The following is a 15,592-nucleotide window of genomic DNA, read 5'->3' on the forward strand; positions in this document are numbered from 1 at the left end:
GTCCAGGTTCCAGCCGCTACATTCATATTGTATTTTTCGTGGGCGCCAGAGGCGTGATATTGAGGTCTAAAATGGAACGGGTAGATAGCATCGATAATAACGAGATGTTGATGGAATTAACTGCGGAAGTTGTTGCAGCCTATGTCAGCAACAATTCTTTGCCGGTTTCCGATCTGCCGGGTTTGATTTCAGACGTTTACAATGCGCTCGGACAGACAACAGCCGCTCCGCAGGTTCAGCCGGTTGAAAAGCCAAAGCCTGCGGTGCCCGTCAAAAAGTCGGTAACCGACGACTACATCATCTGTCTGGAAGACGGTAAGAAGTTCAAGTCGTTGAAGCGCCACCTGATGACGCATTATAATCTTTCGCCGGAAGAATACCGCGAGAAGTGGGACCTGCCGACCGATTATCCGATGGTTGCTCCGAATTACGCTGCTGCACGCTCGCGTCTTGCCAAGCAGATGGGCCTTGGCCACAAGCGCCGTCGTTCCGCCCGCTAAGCTCTTGGGTTCAGGCCAAGGCGGCATGCATCTGAAGACCCCGGTTGGTTGATCCGCCGGGGTTTTTGTTTGCCCTGATGCCCTTAGTAGAACCCACATTGAAGAAAGGCGGAAACCCAGCGGACTGAATGCCGACTGTGTTGAGCCAAAGAAATATTGCACGGATATTTTATGGGATTTGAAGTATAAACCCAACCTGTTGAAAAGGTTGGTACGCCCAAGGGGAATCGAACCCCTGTTTGCGCCGTGAGAGGGCGCCGTCCTAACCGCTAGACGATGGGCGCCCTTCGGTGTGCGGTGGATATAAGTGGATATGGTTTGAAAGGCAAGTCAATTCGCAGGCCAAAACCACCCTCTCTTACCGGTTTTCCCGGTGTGCAGCCTATCCTATTGTTTTCACGCCGGTTCATTTTGCCTGCTTGATTGTCAGCAACGGCCAATGCATCAGTCTGCTATGAAAACAATCGCAGTCACTGATCCTGACGATCCCAGAATCGAGCATTTCCGCGATGTACAGGAGCGGGATATTGTTGGCAGGGGAGGCTTCATTGCAGAGGGCAAGGTCGTGATCGACCATTTGCTGGCGTCACCGCGATTTGCCGCAACGTCTTTGCTGGTTGCCAGAAGCCGCATTGCAGGGGTGCAGGAGCGGTTTGCAGAATTCCCTCAACTGGGCCAGCAAATTCCAGTCTATGTGGCCGAGCAGGCGGTGATGGACCGAATAGCCGGTTTTGCGATACATCGGGGCGTTCTGGCCCACGGCCAGCGCCTTTCAGAGCAGGCACCGTTGGAACTTGGGGACGGCCCGATACTGGTGGCAGCCGGTATTTCCAATCATGACAATATGGGCAGCCTGTTTCGAAATGCTGCCGCCTTTGGGGTTTCTGCCGTACTTCTGGACGATACGTCTTGCGATCCGCTCTATCGAAAGGCACTTCGCGTTTCCGTAGGCACAGTCTTGAGCGTACCGTTTTTCCGGGCAGGCAACGTGCGGGATATCTTTGACATACTATCGAATGCCGGGTTTCAATGTGTGGCTCTGTCGCCAGGCGGCACTGTGCACCTGGACGAGTGGCAACCTGCGGACCGCGTCGCCGTGTTTTTCGGCAGTGAGGGGCAGGGGCTGCCGCAATACCTTTTGCAGAGCATTGATACATTGACAATCGCAATGGCGCCGGGCCTCGACAGCCTGAATGTATCTGCCGCGGCCTCAATAACCCTGCATCACATCTATACTTCAAAAAGGCCCTAAACGGCGGGTGCCGGATTGTCGTCTACCATCTGGCCGGCCAATACACCTGTGCGGGATTTCGGGTTATTGCGGGCGGTGCCCAGCATGCTGACCAGTCGGGAGTCACTTGAAGCCGCTTCCGCTGCAAGCCTTGTGACAGATGTGGCGATCTCGGCCACATAGCTGCGTATAGCGGCATCTGCGCCTTCGCCCGGTGTTGCATTCAATTGCATGATATGCTGGCGCAGATCGCCGTTTAATCCGGTCGGGGCAGTCGGCTGCTGTGGTTCAACCTGTGCTGCACTATGTGGAACACTGCGCTGACGAAAGCGCAGATCAGCTTCAAGTTGCTCAATCCGCATCAGTGCGGTCGCCAGCAGTATACGCAATTCGCCAGACTTTTCCTCAGAATCATCTTCCGGGTCCAGCAATCTGGCGGCTTCCAGTGGCAAGGTCGCGGCAACTGTCGCGCTGGTTGCCGAAAGCCCTGCCAGCCGCGCCGTCAAAACACCGTTTTCAGCGCGAGCCGTTGCCGCAGCATTGCGGGCCTTGTCCGCAGACATTTCCAGTGAGCGGATTTTCATTGCCGCCTGCGCGCGGACTTTGTCCACCTCACCCTGGATTTCAGCCGGAGACATTGGCAGAGTCGCCTCTGCCTCACGCCGCGCCAAGGTCTGCGCCTTGTGCCAAATCACCGGCACAAGCAGCAGCGCGCCCAGGGTCGCGATCAACATGCCGAAAACGAAAATCAGGCTATTGGCTAGCATTCAGGCTCCCGCCATTGCGACAGACGCTTTGGCTTGTGTGGGTGGCACAACCTGGACTGTTCGAGGTGGCCTTTCGAACACCTGAAACAGCCTCACTCTCTGCTTTGTCGCATTGTCTCACTGCTGAAGCGATTCCGCTTCACCGTGAAATGCTCTAGAACGGATTCCAGGTTGGTGTCGGGGTTATTTTCAAGTAGCCCATATTAATGCCGAGTCGGGCTCCAACGCCAGACTTGACCGGAACGATAACCACACTGTCGCGCTGCAATACGGTCATTCCAATGCCGCCGACAATGTAGGCGCTGCCACTGACGCCGCCAAACCGCCCATAAACATTCTCAACAGACGGCAGATTGTAAACCAGCATCATGACACGCGCGCCGTCACCACCGAAGTCCAGGCCGATGGAAGGCCCTTGCCAGTACAAGCGGTGCTCACCGGCATTTTTGGTGAACAAGGTTCCTTCGCCATAGCGCAGGCCGCCAACAAAAGCGCCAGCCCCTTCTTCTCCCAGGATGTAGCCATTGGGCAGACCGAAGCGCTGGAATGCATGCTCTACGACTGAAGCCAGACCTCCGGCTGCCGTGCCGAAAAAGCCGTGCCCCTGCGCAACGACTTCTTCCATTGTGTAGCCACTGTTCTGTTGGGCTGCTGCCGGCGCAGCCAGCGCCAGCATCAACCCCGTCGCAATGACCGCGCCGAAGCGGCGGATCTGCTGGAGCATGGTGGTCATAGGGCATATCCTTTGACATTTTGACGTTGACGCAAACGCACCTGCATCGACATTTTGCCGCCATAGCGTCGAAAAAACTGTTCTGAACCGGCGCATTATCGTGAATTTACGCAGTATATCTCGACAGGCTGGTCCATTTTGGTATTCCAATCATTGTGATTGGAACATGATAGGGTTTGTAATTTGCTAACGTCGCATCATTCATAAGATGCATTCGGAACGTTTCACGGCGTTGAAACCTTCAAAACGCCCGAAGCCGACTGGCAATACAACCCGTCGTGCCAACCAATTGCCTGCTTTGCTGCAATTGCTCTAACCGCAAGGACTGCCCTTCATATGACGAATCTGCCTGTGCTTTCAGCCGCGGACCTGGCTGCTCTCCTGGCCAGCCGCCTGTGCCATGATGTGATTTCACCTGTAGGCGCTATTCAGAGCGGGTTGGAACTGCTCGATGAGATGCCGGACGATCCGGAATCCATGGCGCTTGTGCGCAATTCAACCAAAAGCGCTGTCGCCAAACTGCAATTTGCCAGAATCGCTTACGGGGCCTCCGGTTCAACAGCAGCCGAAATTGATCTGGGCGATGCCGAAACAGCCGCCAAAGGTTTCATGTCATTCGAGCGGTCTGAACTGACATGGAATGGCCAGCGCGCTTATGTTCCGAAGAATCTGGCAAAATTGATTCTGAATTTGATGCTGGTGGCCAATGCATCCGTGCCGCGAGGCAAAACCGTGGTGGTGGACATTGCATCTTCCGGCCCGGAGGTGGATGTCACCATAACCGCCAGCGGCACACCGTTGCGCATTCCGGCGCGCTTTGTTGCGCTGTTGAACGAAACCAGTGAGGAACCCGTGGATGCGCATGCGGTTCAGCCTTATTACACGCTGCTGCTGGCTCAGGAAACGGGACTGACCGTAAGTCTGGAGCAGGAAGAAGGAGTTGCGACCTTCAAGATCGCCGGCACGCTTCGCCCTGTGGGCTGACCTTGCCATCACTGAACCATCCCTCGTTCAGACAATTTCGCTCCAGCGTCGGTGCCCGCCTTTGAAGCTCAATAAAAAAGGCGCTGTGAGCAGAAGCTCACCGCGCCTTGTGTAGAAAGTGCCGTCAGAACGGACAATCGGGGGAGGGGAGATCTGACCCGAGCCGTGGAGGAACGACGGCAAAACCCTTGGTTGTATGCTTTTATTATGCGGCCTGCGATTCACCTTCTTCATCGCGCAGCACATAGCCGCGGCCCCAGACAGTCTCGATGTAGTTCTTGCCATCGGTTGCCGTGGTCAGCTTCTTGCGCAGCTTGCAGATGAAAACGTCGATGATTTTCAGTTCCGGCTCGTCCATGCCACCATAAAGATGGTTGAGGAACATTTCCTTGGTCAAAGTGGTGCCCTTGCGCAGCGAGAGCAGCTCCAGCATGGCATATTCCTTGCCAGTCAGGTGCACGCGCTGGCCGCCAACTTCAACCGTTTTCGCATCCAGGTTAACCGTCAGCGAACCGGTGATGATAACCGATTGTGCATGGCCCTTGGAGCGGCGCACAATCGCATGGATGCGGGCAATCAGCTCATCCTTGTGGAAAGGCTTTGTCATATAGTCGTCGGCACCGAAGCCAAGACCACGCACCTTATCCTCAATTCCGGCCATGCCGGAAAGAATGAGAATTGGCGTCTTGACCTTGGCCAGCCGCAGAGTGCGCAAAACTTCATAACCCGACATATCGGGAAGATTCAGATCAAGCAGAATAATGTCATAATCATACAGCTTGCCCAGATCGACGCCCTCTTCACCGAGGTCGGTCGTGTAAACATTGAAGCTTTCCGACTTCAACATCAGCTCGATGCTCTGAGCGACCGCGCTGTCATCCTCGATCAAAAGAACGCGCATCTTTTTCCCCTCTCAGTCATTTGGCGAAGTGGTCGCCACGCCAAACCACAATCTGATTTACAATCTCAGTCCCGACCGTGGCATGGAATGGTTAACAACCACTTTCCACCAACAGCAAATGCCCGGAAATCCGCGCCGTATCCGTCTGTTTCCACAAAAAGCCGGCCAATAGTGCCGTTAATTTGTTGCTTCAACCTGCAAACCTCATTCGGCTTGCAGGCCTCATGCGGTTTACCGGGCCTTAAAGAGTAAGGCTTATTGTCGGCAATGCGCGTAAACAGATCGTTTACCCATAACCGCCGAGCCTTGTCCGAGGCGGGTGGCGCGAAACTTAACTCAAGCCACGCCGTTATGCGGCGTTGCCCAAACCGGGACGATTCGCATGGCCAAGCGGGAAAACCTTGTTCGACTGACACGCTTTAAAGTTGGAGAAAAGCGCCGTCAGCTCGATCAGCTGGAAATGATGATGAGCGAGTTTGAGCGGATGGCGAGCGAACTGGATACGCAGATTGCCAGTGAGGAAAAGCGCGCCGGAATTTATGACACAGCGCATTTTGCATATCCGACCTTTGCCAAGGCGGCGCAGGTTCGGCGCGATAATCTGATGCACTCGGTGCGTGAACTGCGAGAGCGGCTGAATGTTGCCCGGCTGGAACTGGAAGAAGCAGAAGCCGAGCATGTGAACGCGGAAAAGCTGGAACTGCGCGATCAGGGGCAGGACGAAAGACGCGTCAGCGCCTGAAATTTTCAACCGGAAATGAAAAAGAGCAATTTTGCGATTCGTTAAAATCGCAAAATTGCTCTTTTTGTTTGCGGCATGCGCGTTGGCATGCCGCAACAGATCAACGCATCATGCCAAGGGCCTGAAGATACAGTTCCAGAATAGCTTCCTGTTCCTGCCGCTCATTCTGATCCTGCTTGCGCAGAGAAATGACCTTGCGCAAGACCTTGGTATCGAAACCATTTCCCTTGGCTTCAGCATAGACATCCTTGATGTCATCCGCGATCGTCTTCTTTTCTTCCTCAAGCCGCTCTATGCGCTCTACAAAGGAGCGGAGCTGATCCTGGGCGACGCCCTGCACGTCCGACATCAATAAACCTCGTTTAATTAGCTGCTTTCAGGCTGTAACCATTTCACCTTCAGGCGGAATCACCTCATGGCGCAGAAATGGGGCCAAATACAAGCATTAACTGCCTTTCGTTATTGCAGTCTGAACGTCGTGCCCACTTCAATGTGATCCGCGATTTTTTTCAGAGGCTTTAAGGTCCGCCTCGCTCGCTTGCTTCAGATGGCGCGCCTGCCACGTTTCATACGGCATTCCATAAATGGTTTCTCGCGCCTGCGATTTGGTCATGGAAACGCCAGTTTCTTCAGCAGCTTGTTGATACCAGTTTGCCAGGCAGTTGCGGCAGAAACCGGCAAGGTTCATAAGGTCAATGTTTTGTACGTCACTTCTTTCGTTCAAATGGTCGCGCAATCGGCGAAAGGCCGCTGCCTCCCATTCGATTCGAGATCTGTCGCTTTCGTTCATCCCGGTCTTTCCTTTCCGTTTAGCTATCGATATCAGCAATACATGGCGTAGCTTCAAGCGGCAGAAATCTGTGTTTCGTCAATTTAATCGTTTCGCATCGTCGAGGTTTGCATGATAAGTTTTACAATGACGGACGCAATTCGCCGAGCGTTTATCGTTGTTTCACTGGCATCAGGGGCCTTTTTAGCCACGTTGGGGGCAACTACCGCCGCCAAGGCTGATTTTCGGGTTTGCAATGCCACCCAGTCACTTGTGGGTGTGGCCATAGGCCATCGCACGGAAGAAGGGTGGGTGAGTGAGGGCTGGTGGCGCATTCAGCCAACAACCTGCCGCTCCATTGTCGAAGGGGACCTGAAGTCGCGTTACTACTACCTCTATGCCGAGGACGATAAAGGGCTTGGTCGCTGGGCAGGTGATATCCGAATGTGCATTGCGGAAAACGAGTTTCGCGTGGTCGGAGTGAAAGACTGTTTCTCACGCGGATTCCAGGAAATGGGTTTCCGGGAATATGACACGGGTGAACAGGGCAGTTGGATGGTGCAGCTGACTGAAACGCCAAGCGAAGGGGTCGCTGACCAATGAAGCGTAATCGCAGCGTAAAAATTCTTGCAACCCTGGGTCCTGCTTCGTCTGACGAAGCCATGATCCAGCGGCTCTATGAAGCCGGTGCAGACGTTTTTCGCATAAATATGAGCCATGCAAGCCACGATCTGATGCGTGAACTGGTGAAGCGTATTCGCAATGTTGAAGCAGTGGTGCGCCGCCCGATTGGCATTCTTGCCGATTTGCAGGGCCCGAAGCTGCGTGTTGGCGCATTTACCAACACCAAGGAGGATCTGGTTGTCGGCCAAACCTTTACGCTGGATAACAACCCGGAGCCGGGCGATAACAAACGGGTATACCTGCCGCATCCGGAAATTCTGGAAGCTGTGCAGCCCGGACACCGGCTGCTGATTGATGATGGCCGGTTGCAACTGGTAGCCGTTGAGGCCGATGGCACATGCATTGTGTGTAAGGTTGTTGCCGGCACGCGCATTTCCGACCGCAAGGGCGTCAGCCTGCCGGACACCATGCTGGCAACCGGTGCACTGACCGAAAAAGATCGCCGCGATCTGGATGCTGTACTGGCCGAAAATGTTGACTGGGTAGCCCTTTCTTTCATTCAGAGACCAGAAGATCTGGCTGAAGCGCGCAAGGTGGCGCGCGGTCGCGCGTCTCTGCTGTCCAAAATCGAAAAGCCCCAGGCGGTGGACCGGCTGGACGAGATTATCGAGTTGTCTGACGCCATCATGGTGGCGCGCGGCGATCTTGGCGTGGAACTGCCGCTGGAGACCGTTCCGGGAATTCAGAAGCGAATCACCCGTGCGGCCCGCAAGGCCGGTAAGCCGGTTGTGGTTGCTACGCAGATGCTGGAATCCATGATTTCAGCACCTGTACCCACCCGCGCCGAGGTTTCCGACGTTTCAACTGCGGTTTACGAGGGCGCGGATGCCGTCATGCTGTCTGCCGAATCCGCTGCTGGCGATTATCCGGTGGAAGCGGTAGCAACCATGAACCGGATTGCCGAGCAGGTGGAACGCGATCCGCTCTATGCCAGCATCATCAGCGCCCAGCGCTCAACACCCGAAGCCACAGGCGCGGATGCCGTTTCTCTGGCTGCCCGGCAAATGGCGGAAACGCTCAGCGTTGCGGCAATCGTGACTTACACTTCCACAGGCACCACCGGCCTGCGCACAGCGCGTGAGCGGCCATTGCTGCCGATTATTGCCCTGTCGCCAATTGTGGCCACCGCGCGCCGCCTGAGCCTTGCATGGGGGCTGCACTGCGTTGTTACGGATGATGCCACCGACCTGGAAGGAATGGTTGATCAGGCGTGCCGCGTTGCGGTGGAGCAAGGTCATGCGCGTCCGGGTCAGCGCGTTATTGTAACCGCCGGTGTTCCGCTTGGTACGCCAGGGGCAACCAACATGTTGCGCATCGCCTATGTCGGTTCAGATGGGCTGTCGGCCGTTTAGAGCGGCACTCACGAAAGTTCAATAACGTAACGGGCGGTCATAAGGCCGCCCGTTACGTCTTTATGAGATTTCACTGCATCTTGCTGTGCCGGATAATTGCACAAGTGCTGAATCAGGCGCGTTGCCCGGCCATCTCATCAGCCAGCCGGCTGACAGCGTCCTGCGCCTCTTTCAACACCGGATAGATATCCAGCGCTTTCTGATAAGCCGCCAGAGCATCCTGCGGGCGATTGAGCTCTTCCAAAATGCCGCCAAGACCCATCAGAGCACCGAAATGGCGCGGCTCCAAAGCCAGGGTTTTGCCGATATCGGTGATAGCCGCATTGTAGTCGCCATTGCGGTAATGCAGCATTGCCCGCCGGTTCCACACTTCGGAATTTTCCGGCCAAAGGGCAATCAGCTGCTCGGCAAGATCGAATGCGACGGGTAGCTTCTCATCATCAGCAGCCTGATCCGACCACTGCATCAGCACATCAGCGGTTGCGCTGCCAGAGCGATTCCACTCTTCGCTGATGCGGGTTGCAAGCCGCTCGGCCGCGGCCTCGGATGGTTGCCGCTTCAATTGCTGAAACAACTCGTCCAACCTCTCTTTGCGGGTTTTGGTCAGTTCCGCTGCAGACGCGGCAGCGCCGCCATCCTGTGGCGGCAGCAAGGCATCGGGAGCAATGGCCTCAATCTCTGGCACAGGGGCGACATCCTGCCCGATGGCAAGCGATGGCACGGCCAGACTGAGGGGGAGGGCAAGCCAAAGGCCCGCCAGACTGTTTCGGCTCATTTTCGATTCGCCGATAGAAAAACAAAAAAAGCGCATGAGCAGAATCATATTCCACTCATGCGCTTCGTCAATAGCAGCCGCCTCAAACGTGAAGCGACAAAAGGTTAGCCCTGGCGCGCCTTATAGCGCGGAGCTTCCTTGTTGATGATGTAAATGCGCCCCTTGCGACGAACCATGCGGTTTGCCCGGTGGCGGCCCTTGAGCGACTTCAAGGAATTCTTGATCTTCATGACACTCAACCGTCGATCTGTTGAACAGGCGACGATGAATAGGCCGTCGCGCTAGGAAAGCCCACCGGGTGCGGTGTGCATTTGAATGGGCGTGACATAACCGTGCCCGGACGTGTTGTCAATGATTTGGCCGAGGATGAACGACGGTAAAATGGCCCATTTTGCGGCCAGCCCGCACTTCTGCCTTGCCATATAGCGTCAACATCAAATCAGATTGCTGCAAAAGCGCGTCAGTTTGCAAAACATCATCGCCAATCAGATTTTGCATCACACAGTCGCTGTGCCGTTGCGTGCTGCCAAGCGGCAGACCGGCAATGGCCCTGATATGCTGCTCGAACTGCGACACCGTTACCGCTGCCTCTGTCCAGTGGCCTGAATTGTGCACGCGTGGCGCAATTTCGTTGACCAACAGAGCGCCATCGCCGGATACGAAAAATTCAACGCCGATCACGCCTGTATAGTCCAGTTGCGTCAGAATGCGCCCGGCAATATCGGCAGCCTGATCGGCGGTTTGGGCAGAAATTGACGCAGGAACCGTGCTTGTGTGCAAAATTCCGGCCCGGTGCACATTTTCCGCAGGGTCGAAGCAGCGAATTGTGCCCTGCAGGTCCCGCGCCGCAACAACCGAAATTTCCCGCTCAAACGGAATTTTCTTTTCCAGAATTGCGGCAACGCTTCCCAGCGCCTCAAAACCGTCATCGCGCTCATCGGCCGCATCGAGCGTCATCTGCCCTTTGCCATCATAGCCGAATCGACGTGTCTTCAAAATGCAGTCGCCGCCAAGGTCCAGCCGCGCATGGGCAAGTTCCTGCGCGTCATCCACTGCTCGCCATGGGGCAGTGGCAATGCCAATGCCGTTCAGAAACGCCTTTTCGACGACGCGATCCTGCGAAACCTCCAGCGCTTGCACCGGCGGGTAAACCGGGCGAAGGCCGGCAATGCGCGACACCGGCTCAATCGGCACATTTTCAAACTCATAGCTGATAACGTCGCAAGCCTTCGCCAGCTCGGCCAGCGCAGCCGTGTCGCCATAGCTGCCGATGATGACACGGCTGGCAAGCTGCGCGGCGGGGCAGGCCGGGTCCGGGTCCAGCACCACCGTGGCAAAGCCAAGGCGCGCGGCAGCAGAGGCAAGCATTCTGCCCAGTTGGCCACCGCCGATTATGCCGATGACAGCTCCTGGCTTCAGCGGTTGGTCAAGGCGCGTCTTCTGCGTCAATGTTGATTCTCCTCATCCGAGGGCGACAAGGCAACCATGTTCGTCTGGCTTTCACGCCAGTGATCAAGCCGCTTTGCCAGTTCGTCATCGCCTAACGCCAGAACCGCCGCCGCCAGCAGAGCAGCATTGACAGCGCCCGCACGGCCAATTGCCAGCGTGCCTACCGGAATGCCCGCCGGCATCTGAACTATCGACAACAGGCTGTCCTGTCCGGAAAGCGCCTTGCTTTCCACCGGCACACCAAACACCGGCAGCGGTGTCATGGACGCCGTCATTCCAGGAAGATGTGCCGCACCCCCTGCACCGGCGATGATGACCTTGATTCCGCGTTCTTTGGCCCCGCGGGCAAAGTCATAAAGCCGCTGCGGCGTACGGTGTGCCGAAACAATGCGTGTTTCATGCGCAACGCCCAGGGTTTCCAGCGCCAGGCTGGCATGCCGCATGGTTGCCCAGTCAGACTGGCTGCCCATGATAATGGAAACGACCGGCGCGCTCATGCGATGATGTCCGGCAGGATCTGGTCTTCCATATCCTGCAATCGGTCTTTTATTGTCAGTTTTTTCTTTTTCATGCGTTGAATCTGCAATCTGTCGCAGCCCATTGCCTCCATCGCATCAATCGCCGCGTCAAAATCGGCATGTTCTTGCCGCAATCTCGCAACCTGCAATCGCATAGCTGCCTGTTCCTGGTCCGCCATCGGTCCCCCAAGGCTCGATAATTGCCCCACGTTCTTTCGAGCGTGGCGCGCTTCCACAGCCACGCAAATACCAGCCAGCGTAAAATTCTCAAAGAATGATCTTGCACCTCTTCCAAGAAACACCAAGCTTGTTAGAAGAGTCGTTTGAACGAGGTAGCGGATTTTTCGTTACATCTGACATACGACTGTTCATGAGCATAGGAGTTTTGAATGTCCGTAGAGGCCCATCTGGCGACACTTGAACAACGTCACACTGCACTGGAGGACGAACTTTCCTCGCTTCGCACCCGTCCGGCGGTCAGCGATGAGGAAATCGCGGATGTAAAACGCCGCAAGCTCTTGCTGAAAGACGAGATCGAGAAGCTGAAAGCCTCCTGATCCGGATATTGCACAAATAAGTGATTCTATTAAAACAGCCCGGAAGCGTCAGTCTTTTGGGCTGTACCAATAGATTTTTGTCGCAGTGTTCTGCTTCCTGCGTAAAGTGGGAAGCTTTTTCTTATTCTCTGGCACCGGCGTGCCAAATGCGTGGTGTTTATGACAACTGACTTTATTCGCCCCCGACTGGTTCTTGCGACCACCCTTCTGCCGGATGGCAAGGCAGGCATGGATGCAATGAAGCGCGCATTGTCCGGTGGCGATGTGGCCTCGGTTCTCATCGAGGCAAATGGCCGCGCAGATGCGGCCTTTCAGGATTTTGCCGAAGGGTTGGTGCCGATCATCCAGGAAGCAGGCGCGGCGGCGATTGTTGTGGACGACACGCGCTGCGCTGGCCGGGTGAAGGCTGATGGAGTGCACGTGACCGGCGGTGATCTGGAAGAGCTGGGTGAGGCGCTGAGCCGCTTTTCGCCTCGGCTTATTGTTGGAACTTCCGGCTTTGCCGGTCGCCACGAAGCGCTGGAGGCGGGTGAGAAAATGCCCGACTATCTGATGTTTGGCAGCCTTGGTTCCGATGTTGATGACGCGGCCGACGCCGACGCGCTGGATTTGGCAGCATGGTGGGCGCAAATTGTTGAAGTTCCTGCTATTCTGGTTGGCGGCGGGGCGCTGGATCAGCTTGCTCCGGCTGGGGAAAGCGGCGTGGAATTCATTGTGCTTTCCCGCGCGGTGTTCGGGCAGGAGGGCAGCGAGGCAGAAGCGGTTGCGGCGGCAAATGCTGTGTTTGACGAATTGGAAGGGAGGCTGGCGGGTTGAGAGCTTTTGGACGTTTTTGCGCGGCATTGCTGATTGTTTCTGCAACGAGCAGTTCCTTGCGCGCACAGGAAACGTCGGAGCTTTCCGAAACTCTGCTGCCAACTCCGGTTGAACAGGAAAACGACGCTGTCGCCGCCGCTGTTGGCGATGTGCCGGAGATGAAAAGAGCCTTTGGCGCCTTCCAACGCGGATACTACCTTGCCGCATTTGAAATTGCCGAACCGCTGGCGCACATGGGCGATGCCGCCGCCCAATCCCTCATTGCCGAAATGTATCTGCGTGGAACCGGCGTTGCGCAAAACCAGGGCGAAGCAGTTCGCTGGTATCGCACAAGTGCAGAAGCCGGCAGGCCGGATGCACAATTTCGCTATGCATTGATGCTGGTTGGCGGTGAAGGCGTTGAAAAAGACGTTGCGCAAGCCACGGAGCTGATGCGCAAGGCGGCAGACGCGGGCAATCCGCTGGCCGCATATAATTACGGGCAGATGCTGATCCAGTCTTCGCCCACCGGTGGCTTCGCCAACGCTTTCAACTATTTTCAATCAGCCGCCAATGATGGCGTGCCTGATGCGCAGTATGCGCTTGCGCAGCTATATGCCAATGGCAGGGGCACCACAGCACGGGATGATGTGGCGGCGCGTTTCTGGTTGCAGGAAGCTGCCGTTCAGGGCCACGACACAGCCCAGATTGAGTTCGGCATCTGGCTGATCAATGGCAGAGGTGGTTCATCCAACGCACATGAAGGTTTTTTGTGGCTGAAAGGTGCGGCCGAAAAGGGCAATCCGATTGCCATAAACCGCGTTGCCCATCTGTATAAGGATGGCATCGGCGTGGAAAGAAACTATGCGGAGGCTGCGAAATGGACGGTCCTGGCCAGACGCGCCCGCAATGCAGACCCTGTGCTGGATACGTTTTTCCGCTCGCTTTCCGATGTTGAGCAAAAGGCAGCGCTGGAAGCTGCCAATCGTGTTCATTTAAGCTGAATGGCTTGTCAGAAAACGTGTTTTGTGGTCTTGAACAGGCCAAATCCGGCCATGGGCCATATCAATTCCTTAAAAATCCGAGCTCACACCTATGAAGATCAACGGAAACGAAATTCGCCCTGGCAATGTGATTGAACACAATGGCGGACTGTGGGCGGCGGTCAAAACCGCGCATGTGAAACCAGGCAAAGGCGGCGCTTTCAACCAGGTTGAATTGAAAAACCTGATTGATGGCACAAAGCTGAACGAGCGTTTCCGCGCTTCTGAAACTGTTGAGCGCGTGCGGCTGGAGCAGAAAGACTATCAGTTTCTGTATGCAGAAGGTGACTCGCTGATTTTCATGGACCTGCAATCCTATGAGCAATTGCAGTTGCAAAAGGATTTCGTGGGAGAGCGCGCCGCGTTTCTGCAGGATGGCATGACCGTGACTGTGGAAAGCCACGAGGACCGCCCGATCGGTATTTCCCTACCGGATCAGGTTGTGCTGGAAATTGTTGAGGCTGACCCGGTTGTCAAGGGCCAGACGGCAGCTTCCTCCTACAAGCCGGCTATCATGGAAAATGGCATTCGCGTCATGGTGCCGCCCTTCATCAGCAGCGGTGAGAAAATTCTCGTTGATACCAACGAAATCACATATATCCGCCGCGCTGACTGATCTGCGGCGTCTGGCTGCAGTTTGAAAATACGGCTTTAATCAAAGAGATGGAGCGTCGTCCGGTTGTCAGGCAATCTGGAAGACGCTCCACATTCAGGAAGAGATCTCGACAATGGCCCGTTCAGCACTTTTGAACGTCATGACACAGGCCGCCATGAAGGCGGGGCGCTCATTGATCCGCGATTTTGGTGAAGTGCAGAACTTGCAGGTTTCCATGAAGGGACCAGCGGATTTTGTATCCAATGCCGATCGCAAGGCCGAAGAGGTCGTTTTTCAGGAACTTTCCCGCGCCCGGCCCGAATGGGGCTTTCTGATGGAAGAGCGCGGCGCAGTCGAGGGCAACGACCCGCAGCATCGCTGGATCGTTGACCCGCTGGACGGCACAACAAACTTTCTGCATGGCATCCCGATTTTTGCTGTTTCCATTGCGCTGGAGCGCGACGGACAGATTGTTGCGGGCGTTGTTTTCAACCCTGCGCAGGATGAGCTTTACACCGCGGAGCGTGGTGGCGGCGCATTTCTGAACGACAGGCGCATTCGCGTGGCGGCCCGGCAAAAATTGCCGGAATCGCTGTTCGGAACGGGCATTCCTTTTCTTGGCAAGCCCGAGCATGGCCGTTTTCTGTATGAGTTGCGCCAGATTATGGGCGAAAGCTCTGGAGTGCGGCGTATGGGCGCCGCCGCGCTGGACCTTTGCTACGTTGCCGCCGGGCGGCTGGATGGCTTTTGGGAACGCGACATCATGCCGTGGGATATCGCTGCTGGCTCTATTATTTTGCGTGAGGCCGGTGGCTTTCTGACTGGCATTGATGGTGAGCGCTTCGACCACATGCAGGGTGAGATTGCCTGTGGTAACGAACTGATTCACAAAACACTTCTGTCAGAGCTTGCCAAGGCGGAGGCCGCCTATCGCCGGATCGTTGCCGGTGCAGGAAAATAACACCAGACGTAAACCCGGCACACATAAGACCATAAATTTTGAAGTTTTGTTTTCAGGGCTAGAGCTTCTTTGCGCGGCCAGTTAAAAGGCTAGAGCATTGCCAGTTGAAACGGGATTGTTTCAACGGCAGGACGATGCAGCAAAACAATGACTTACAGCATGTCAGGTCGCAAACCGGGTGTGTGAAATGCTCTAAAGCAATTCCTGTAAAAGTGTGAAACGGTTTTGCATCCGGA

At 55.6% G+C, this 15,592-nt stretch carries 21 protein-coding genes and 1 tRNA gene; 11 read left to right on the plus strand and 11 right to left on the minus strand.

Annotated elements, in window-relative coordinates:
* The first annotated feature begins 110 nt into the window (after positions 1-110).
* Positions 111-500: a Ros/MucR family transcriptional regulator gene (locus FPY71_RS04675; RefSeq protein ID WP_425457856.1), complete on the plus strand. Its 390-nt coding sequence runs from the start codon at positions 111-113 to the stop codon at positions 498-500.
* Positions 501-709: 209 nt separating this feature from the next.
* On the opposite strand, the gene FPY71_RS04680 is transcribed toward FPY71_RS04675, so the two are convergent.
* Positions 710-784: transfer RNA gene (locus FPY71_RS04680), tRNA-Glu, on the minus strand.
* A 170-nt stretch (positions 785-954) separates the two neighbouring features.
* Between FPY71_RS04680 and FPY71_RS04685 the strand changes: the two genes are divergently transcribed.
* Complete coding sequence (locus FPY71_RS04685) at positions 955-1,752, plus strand: TrmH family RNA methyltransferase (RefSeq protein WP_149298071.1); 798 nt, start codon at positions 955-957, stop codon at positions 1,750-1,752.
* Here FPY71_RS04685 and FPY71_RS04690 read toward each other — a convergent pair.
* Both FPY71_RS04690 and FPY71_RS04695 read right to left on the minus strand, forming a co-directional pair.
* Positions 1,749-2,498, minus strand: coding sequence for a V-type ATP synthase subunit E family protein (locus FPY71_RS04690; RefSeq protein WP_149298072.1), 750 nt, complete (start codon positions 2,496-2,498; stop codon positions 1,749-1,751). The two genes, FPY71_RS04685 and FPY71_RS04690, sit on opposite strands and share 4 nt — an antisense overlap.
* A gap of 154 nt (positions 2,499-2,652) precedes the next feature.
* A complete protein-coding gene (locus FPY71_RS04695) occupies positions 2,653-3,222 on the minus strand; it encodes a DUF1134 domain-containing protein (RefSeq protein WP_425457866.1) in 570 nt (189 codons plus the stop codon).
* A 345-nt stretch (positions 3,223-3,567) separates the two neighbouring features.
* On the opposite strand from FPY71_RS04695, the gene chpT reads away from it, so the two are divergent.
* A complete protein-coding gene (gene chpT / locus FPY71_RS04700) occupies positions 3,568-4,215 on the plus strand; it encodes a histidine phosphotransferase ChpT (protein WP_149298076.1) in 648 nt (215 codons plus the stop codon).
* 205 nt (positions 4,216-4,420) lie between these two features.
* On the opposite strand, the gene ctrA is transcribed toward chpT, so the two are convergent.
* A complete protein-coding gene (gene ctrA / locus FPY71_RS04705; RefSeq protein WP_149298078.1) occupies positions 4,421-5,116 on the minus strand; it encodes a response regulator transcription factor CtrA in 696 nt (231 codons plus the stop codon).
* A gap of 382 nt (positions 5,117-5,498) precedes the next feature.
* Here ctrA and FPY71_RS04710 point away from each other — a divergent pair, with 382 nt between their 5' ends.
* Positions 5,499-5,858 carry a flagellar export protein FliJ gene (locus FPY71_RS04710; RefSeq protein WP_149298080.1) on the plus strand — a complete coding sequence of 120 codons (360 nt, stop codon included), beginning with the start codon at positions 5,499-5,501 and terminating at the stop codon, positions 5,856-5,858.
* A gap of 100 nt (positions 5,859-5,958) precedes the next feature.
* Here the strand turns inward: FPY71_RS04710 and FPY71_RS04715 are convergent, their stop codons facing one another.
* Both FPY71_RS04715 and FPY71_RS04720 read right to left on the minus strand, forming a co-directional pair.
* Entirely contained in the window at positions 5,959-6,207 is a 249-nt protein-coding gene (locus FPY71_RS04715; protein ID WP_149298082.1) for a DUF2312 domain-containing protein, read from the minus strand.
* Positions 6,208-6,345: 138 nt separating this feature from the next.
* The gene (locus FPY71_RS04720; protein ID WP_149298699.1) at positions 6,346-6,648 is read right to left on the minus strand and encodes a DUF1244 domain-containing protein; all 303 of its coding nucleotides are present in this window, start codon (positions 6,646-6,648) and stop codon (positions 6,346-6,348) included.
* 111 nt (positions 6,649-6,759) lie between these two features.
* On the opposite strand from FPY71_RS04720, the gene FPY71_RS04725 reads away from it, so the two are divergent.
* On the plus strand, positions 6,760-7,230 hold the full coding sequence (locus FPY71_RS04725) for a DUF1036 domain-containing protein (protein WP_188052205.1): 471 nt from the start codon (positions 6,760-6,762) through the stop codon (positions 7,228-7,230).
* A complete protein-coding gene (gene pyk / locus FPY71_RS04730) occupies positions 7,227-8,663 on the plus strand; it encodes a pyruvate kinase (protein ID WP_149298084.1) in 1,437 nt (478 codons plus the stop codon). Before FPY71_RS04725 ends, pyk begins: the two co-directional genes overlap by 4 nt.
* A gap of 112 nt (positions 8,664-8,775) precedes the next feature.
* Here the strand turns inward: pyk and FPY71_RS04735 are convergent, their stop codons facing one another.
* From FPY71_RS04735 to FPY71_RS04755, 5 genes are all read right to left on the minus strand, one after another.
* On the minus strand, positions 8,776-9,438 hold the full coding sequence (locus tag FPY71_RS04735; RefSeq protein WP_188052206.1) for a tetratricopeptide repeat protein: 663 nt from the start codon (positions 9,436-9,438) through the stop codon (positions 8,776-8,778).
* Positions 9,439-9,542: 104 nt separating this feature from the next.
* Positions 9,543-9,668 carry a type B 50S ribosomal protein L36 gene (gene ykgO / locus FPY71_RS04740; RefSeq protein WP_062017685.1) on the minus strand — a complete coding sequence of 42 codons (126 nt, stop codon included), beginning with the start codon at positions 9,666-9,668 and terminating at the stop codon, positions 9,543-9,545.
* Positions 9,669-9,786: 118 nt separating this feature from the next.
* The gene (locus FPY71_RS04745) at positions 9,787-10,887 is read right to left on the minus strand and encodes a 5-(carboxyamino)imidazole ribonucleotide synthase (protein ID WP_281287484.1); all 1,101 of its coding nucleotides are present in this window, start codon (positions 10,885-10,887) and stop codon (positions 9,787-9,789) included.
* Entirely contained in the window at positions 10,884-11,384 is a 501-nt protein-coding gene (gene purE, locus FPY71_RS04750) for a 5-(carboxyamino)imidazole ribonucleotide mutase (protein ID WP_149298087.1), read from the minus strand. The genes FPY71_RS04745 and purE overlap by 4 nt, the downstream gene beginning before the upstream one ends.
* Positions 11,381-11,584 carry a YdcH family protein gene (locus FPY71_RS04755; RefSeq protein ID WP_149298089.1) on the minus strand — a complete coding sequence of 68 codons (204 nt, stop codon included), beginning with the start codon at positions 11,582-11,584 and terminating at the stop codon, positions 11,381-11,383. Before FPY71_RS04755 ends, purE begins: the two co-directional genes overlap by 4 nt.
* A 210-nt stretch (positions 11,585-11,794) precedes the next feature.
* Between FPY71_RS04755 and FPY71_RS04760 the strand changes: the two genes are divergently transcribed.
* From FPY71_RS04760 to FPY71_RS04780, 5 genes are all read left to right on the plus strand, one after another.
* Entirely contained in the window at positions 11,795-11,962 is a 168-nt protein-coding gene (locus FPY71_RS04760) for a YdcH family protein (RefSeq protein ID WP_149298091.1), read from the plus strand.
* A gap of 159 nt (positions 11,963-12,121) precedes the next feature.
* A complete protein-coding gene (locus tag FPY71_RS04765) occupies positions 12,122-12,778 on the plus strand; it encodes a thiamine phosphate synthase (protein WP_149298093.1) in 657 nt (218 codons plus the stop codon).
* Positions 12,775-13,761 carry a tetratricopeptide repeat protein gene (locus FPY71_RS04770; RefSeq protein WP_246160129.1) on the plus strand — a complete coding sequence of 329 codons (987 nt, stop codon included), beginning with the start codon at positions 12,775-12,777 and terminating at the stop codon, positions 13,759-13,761. The genes FPY71_RS04765 and FPY71_RS04770 overlap by 4 nt, the downstream gene beginning before the upstream one ends.
* Positions 13,762-13,852: 91 nt before the next feature.
* Positions 13,853-14,416: an elongation factor P gene (gene efp / locus FPY71_RS04775; RefSeq protein WP_149298095.1), complete on the plus strand. Its 564-nt coding sequence runs from the start codon at positions 13,853-13,855 to the stop codon at positions 14,414-14,416.
* Between the two features lie 112 nt (positions 14,417-14,528).
* The gene (locus FPY71_RS04780) at positions 14,529-15,356 is read left to right on the plus strand and encodes an inositol monophosphatase family protein (RefSeq protein ID WP_149298097.1); all 828 of its coding nucleotides are present in this window, start codon (positions 14,529-14,531) and stop codon (positions 15,354-15,356) included.
* The last annotated feature ends 236 nt before the right edge of the window (positions 15,357-15,592 follow it).

Origin of the sequence: Aureimonas fodinaquatilis, assembly GCF_008369445.1 — a bacterium.
GTDB lineage: Bacteria > Pseudomonadota > Alphaproteobacteria > Rhizobiales > Rhizobiaceae > Aureimonas > Aureimonas fodinaquatilis.

Coding starts and splice junctions, on each gene's coding strand:
- pyk (WP_149298084.1), top strand. CDS start 7,227: ATGAAGCGTAATCGCAGCGTAAAAATTCTTGCAACCCTGGGTCCTGCT.
- FPY71_RS04755 (WP_149298089.1), bottom strand. CDS start 11,584: ATGGCGGACCAGGAACAGGCAGCTATGCGATTGCAGGTTGCGAGATTG.
- FPY71_RS04675 (WP_425457856.1), top strand. CDS start 111: ATGGAATTAACTGCGGAAGTTGTTGCAGCCTATGTCAGCAACAATTCT.
- FPY71_RS04720 (WP_149298699.1), bottom strand. CDS start 6,648: ATGAACGAAAGCGACAGATCTCGAATCGAATGGGAGGCAGCGGCCTTT.
- FPY71_RS04760 (WP_149298091.1), top strand. CDS start 11,795: ATGTCCGTAGAGGCCCATCTGGCGACACTTGAACAACGTCACACTGCA.
- purE (WP_149298087.1), bottom strand. CDS start 11,384: ATGAGCGCGCCGGTCGTTTCCATTATCATGGGCAGCCAGTCTGACTGG.
- FPY71_RS04715 (WP_149298082.1), bottom strand. CDS start 6,207: ATGTCGGACGTGCAGGGCGTCGCCCAGGATCAGCTCCGCTCCTTTGTA.
- FPY71_RS04690 (WP_149298072.1), bottom strand. CDS start 2,498: ATGCTAGCCAATAGCCTGATTTTCGTTTTCGGCATGTTGATCGCGACC.
- FPY71_RS04725 (WP_188052205.1), top strand. CDS start 6,760: ATGATAAGTTTTACAATGACGGACGCAATTCGCCGAGCGTTTATCGTT.
- FPY71_RS04735 (WP_188052206.1), bottom strand. CDS start 9,438: ATGAGCCGAAACAGTCTGGCGGGCCTTTGGCTTGCCCTCCCCCTCAGT.
- chpT (WP_149298076.1), top strand. CDS start 3,568: ATGACGAATCTGCCTGTGCTTTCAGCCGCGGACCTGGCTGCTCTCCTG.
- FPY71_RS04685 (WP_149298071.1), top strand. CDS start 955: ATGAAAACAATCGCAGTCACTGATCCTGACGATCCCAGAATCGAGCAT.
- ctrA (WP_149298078.1), bottom strand. CDS start 5,116: ATGCGCGTTCTTTTGATCGAGGATGACAGCGCGGTCGCTCAGAGCATC.
- FPY71_RS04780 (WP_149298097.1), top strand. CDS start 14,529: ATGGCCCGTTCAGCACTTTTGAACGTCATGACACAGGCCGCCATGAAG.
- FPY71_RS04695 (WP_425457866.1), bottom strand. CDS start 3,222: ATGCTCCAGCAGATCCGCCGCTTCGGCGCGGTCATTGCGACGGGGTTG.
- FPY71_RS04765 (WP_149298093.1), top strand. CDS start 12,122: ATGACAACTGACTTTATTCGCCCCCGACTGGTTCTTGCGACCACCCTT.
- FPY71_RS04710 (WP_149298080.1), top strand. CDS start 5,499: ATGGCCAAGCGGGAAAACCTTGTTCGACTGACACGCTTTAAAGTTGGA.
- ykgO (WP_062017685.1), bottom strand. CDS start 9,668: ATGAAGATCAAGAATTCCTTGAAGTCGCTCAAGGGCCGCCACCGGGCA.
- efp (WP_149298095.1), top strand. CDS start 13,853: ATGAAGATCAACGGAAACGAAATTCGCCCTGGCAATGTGATTGAACAC.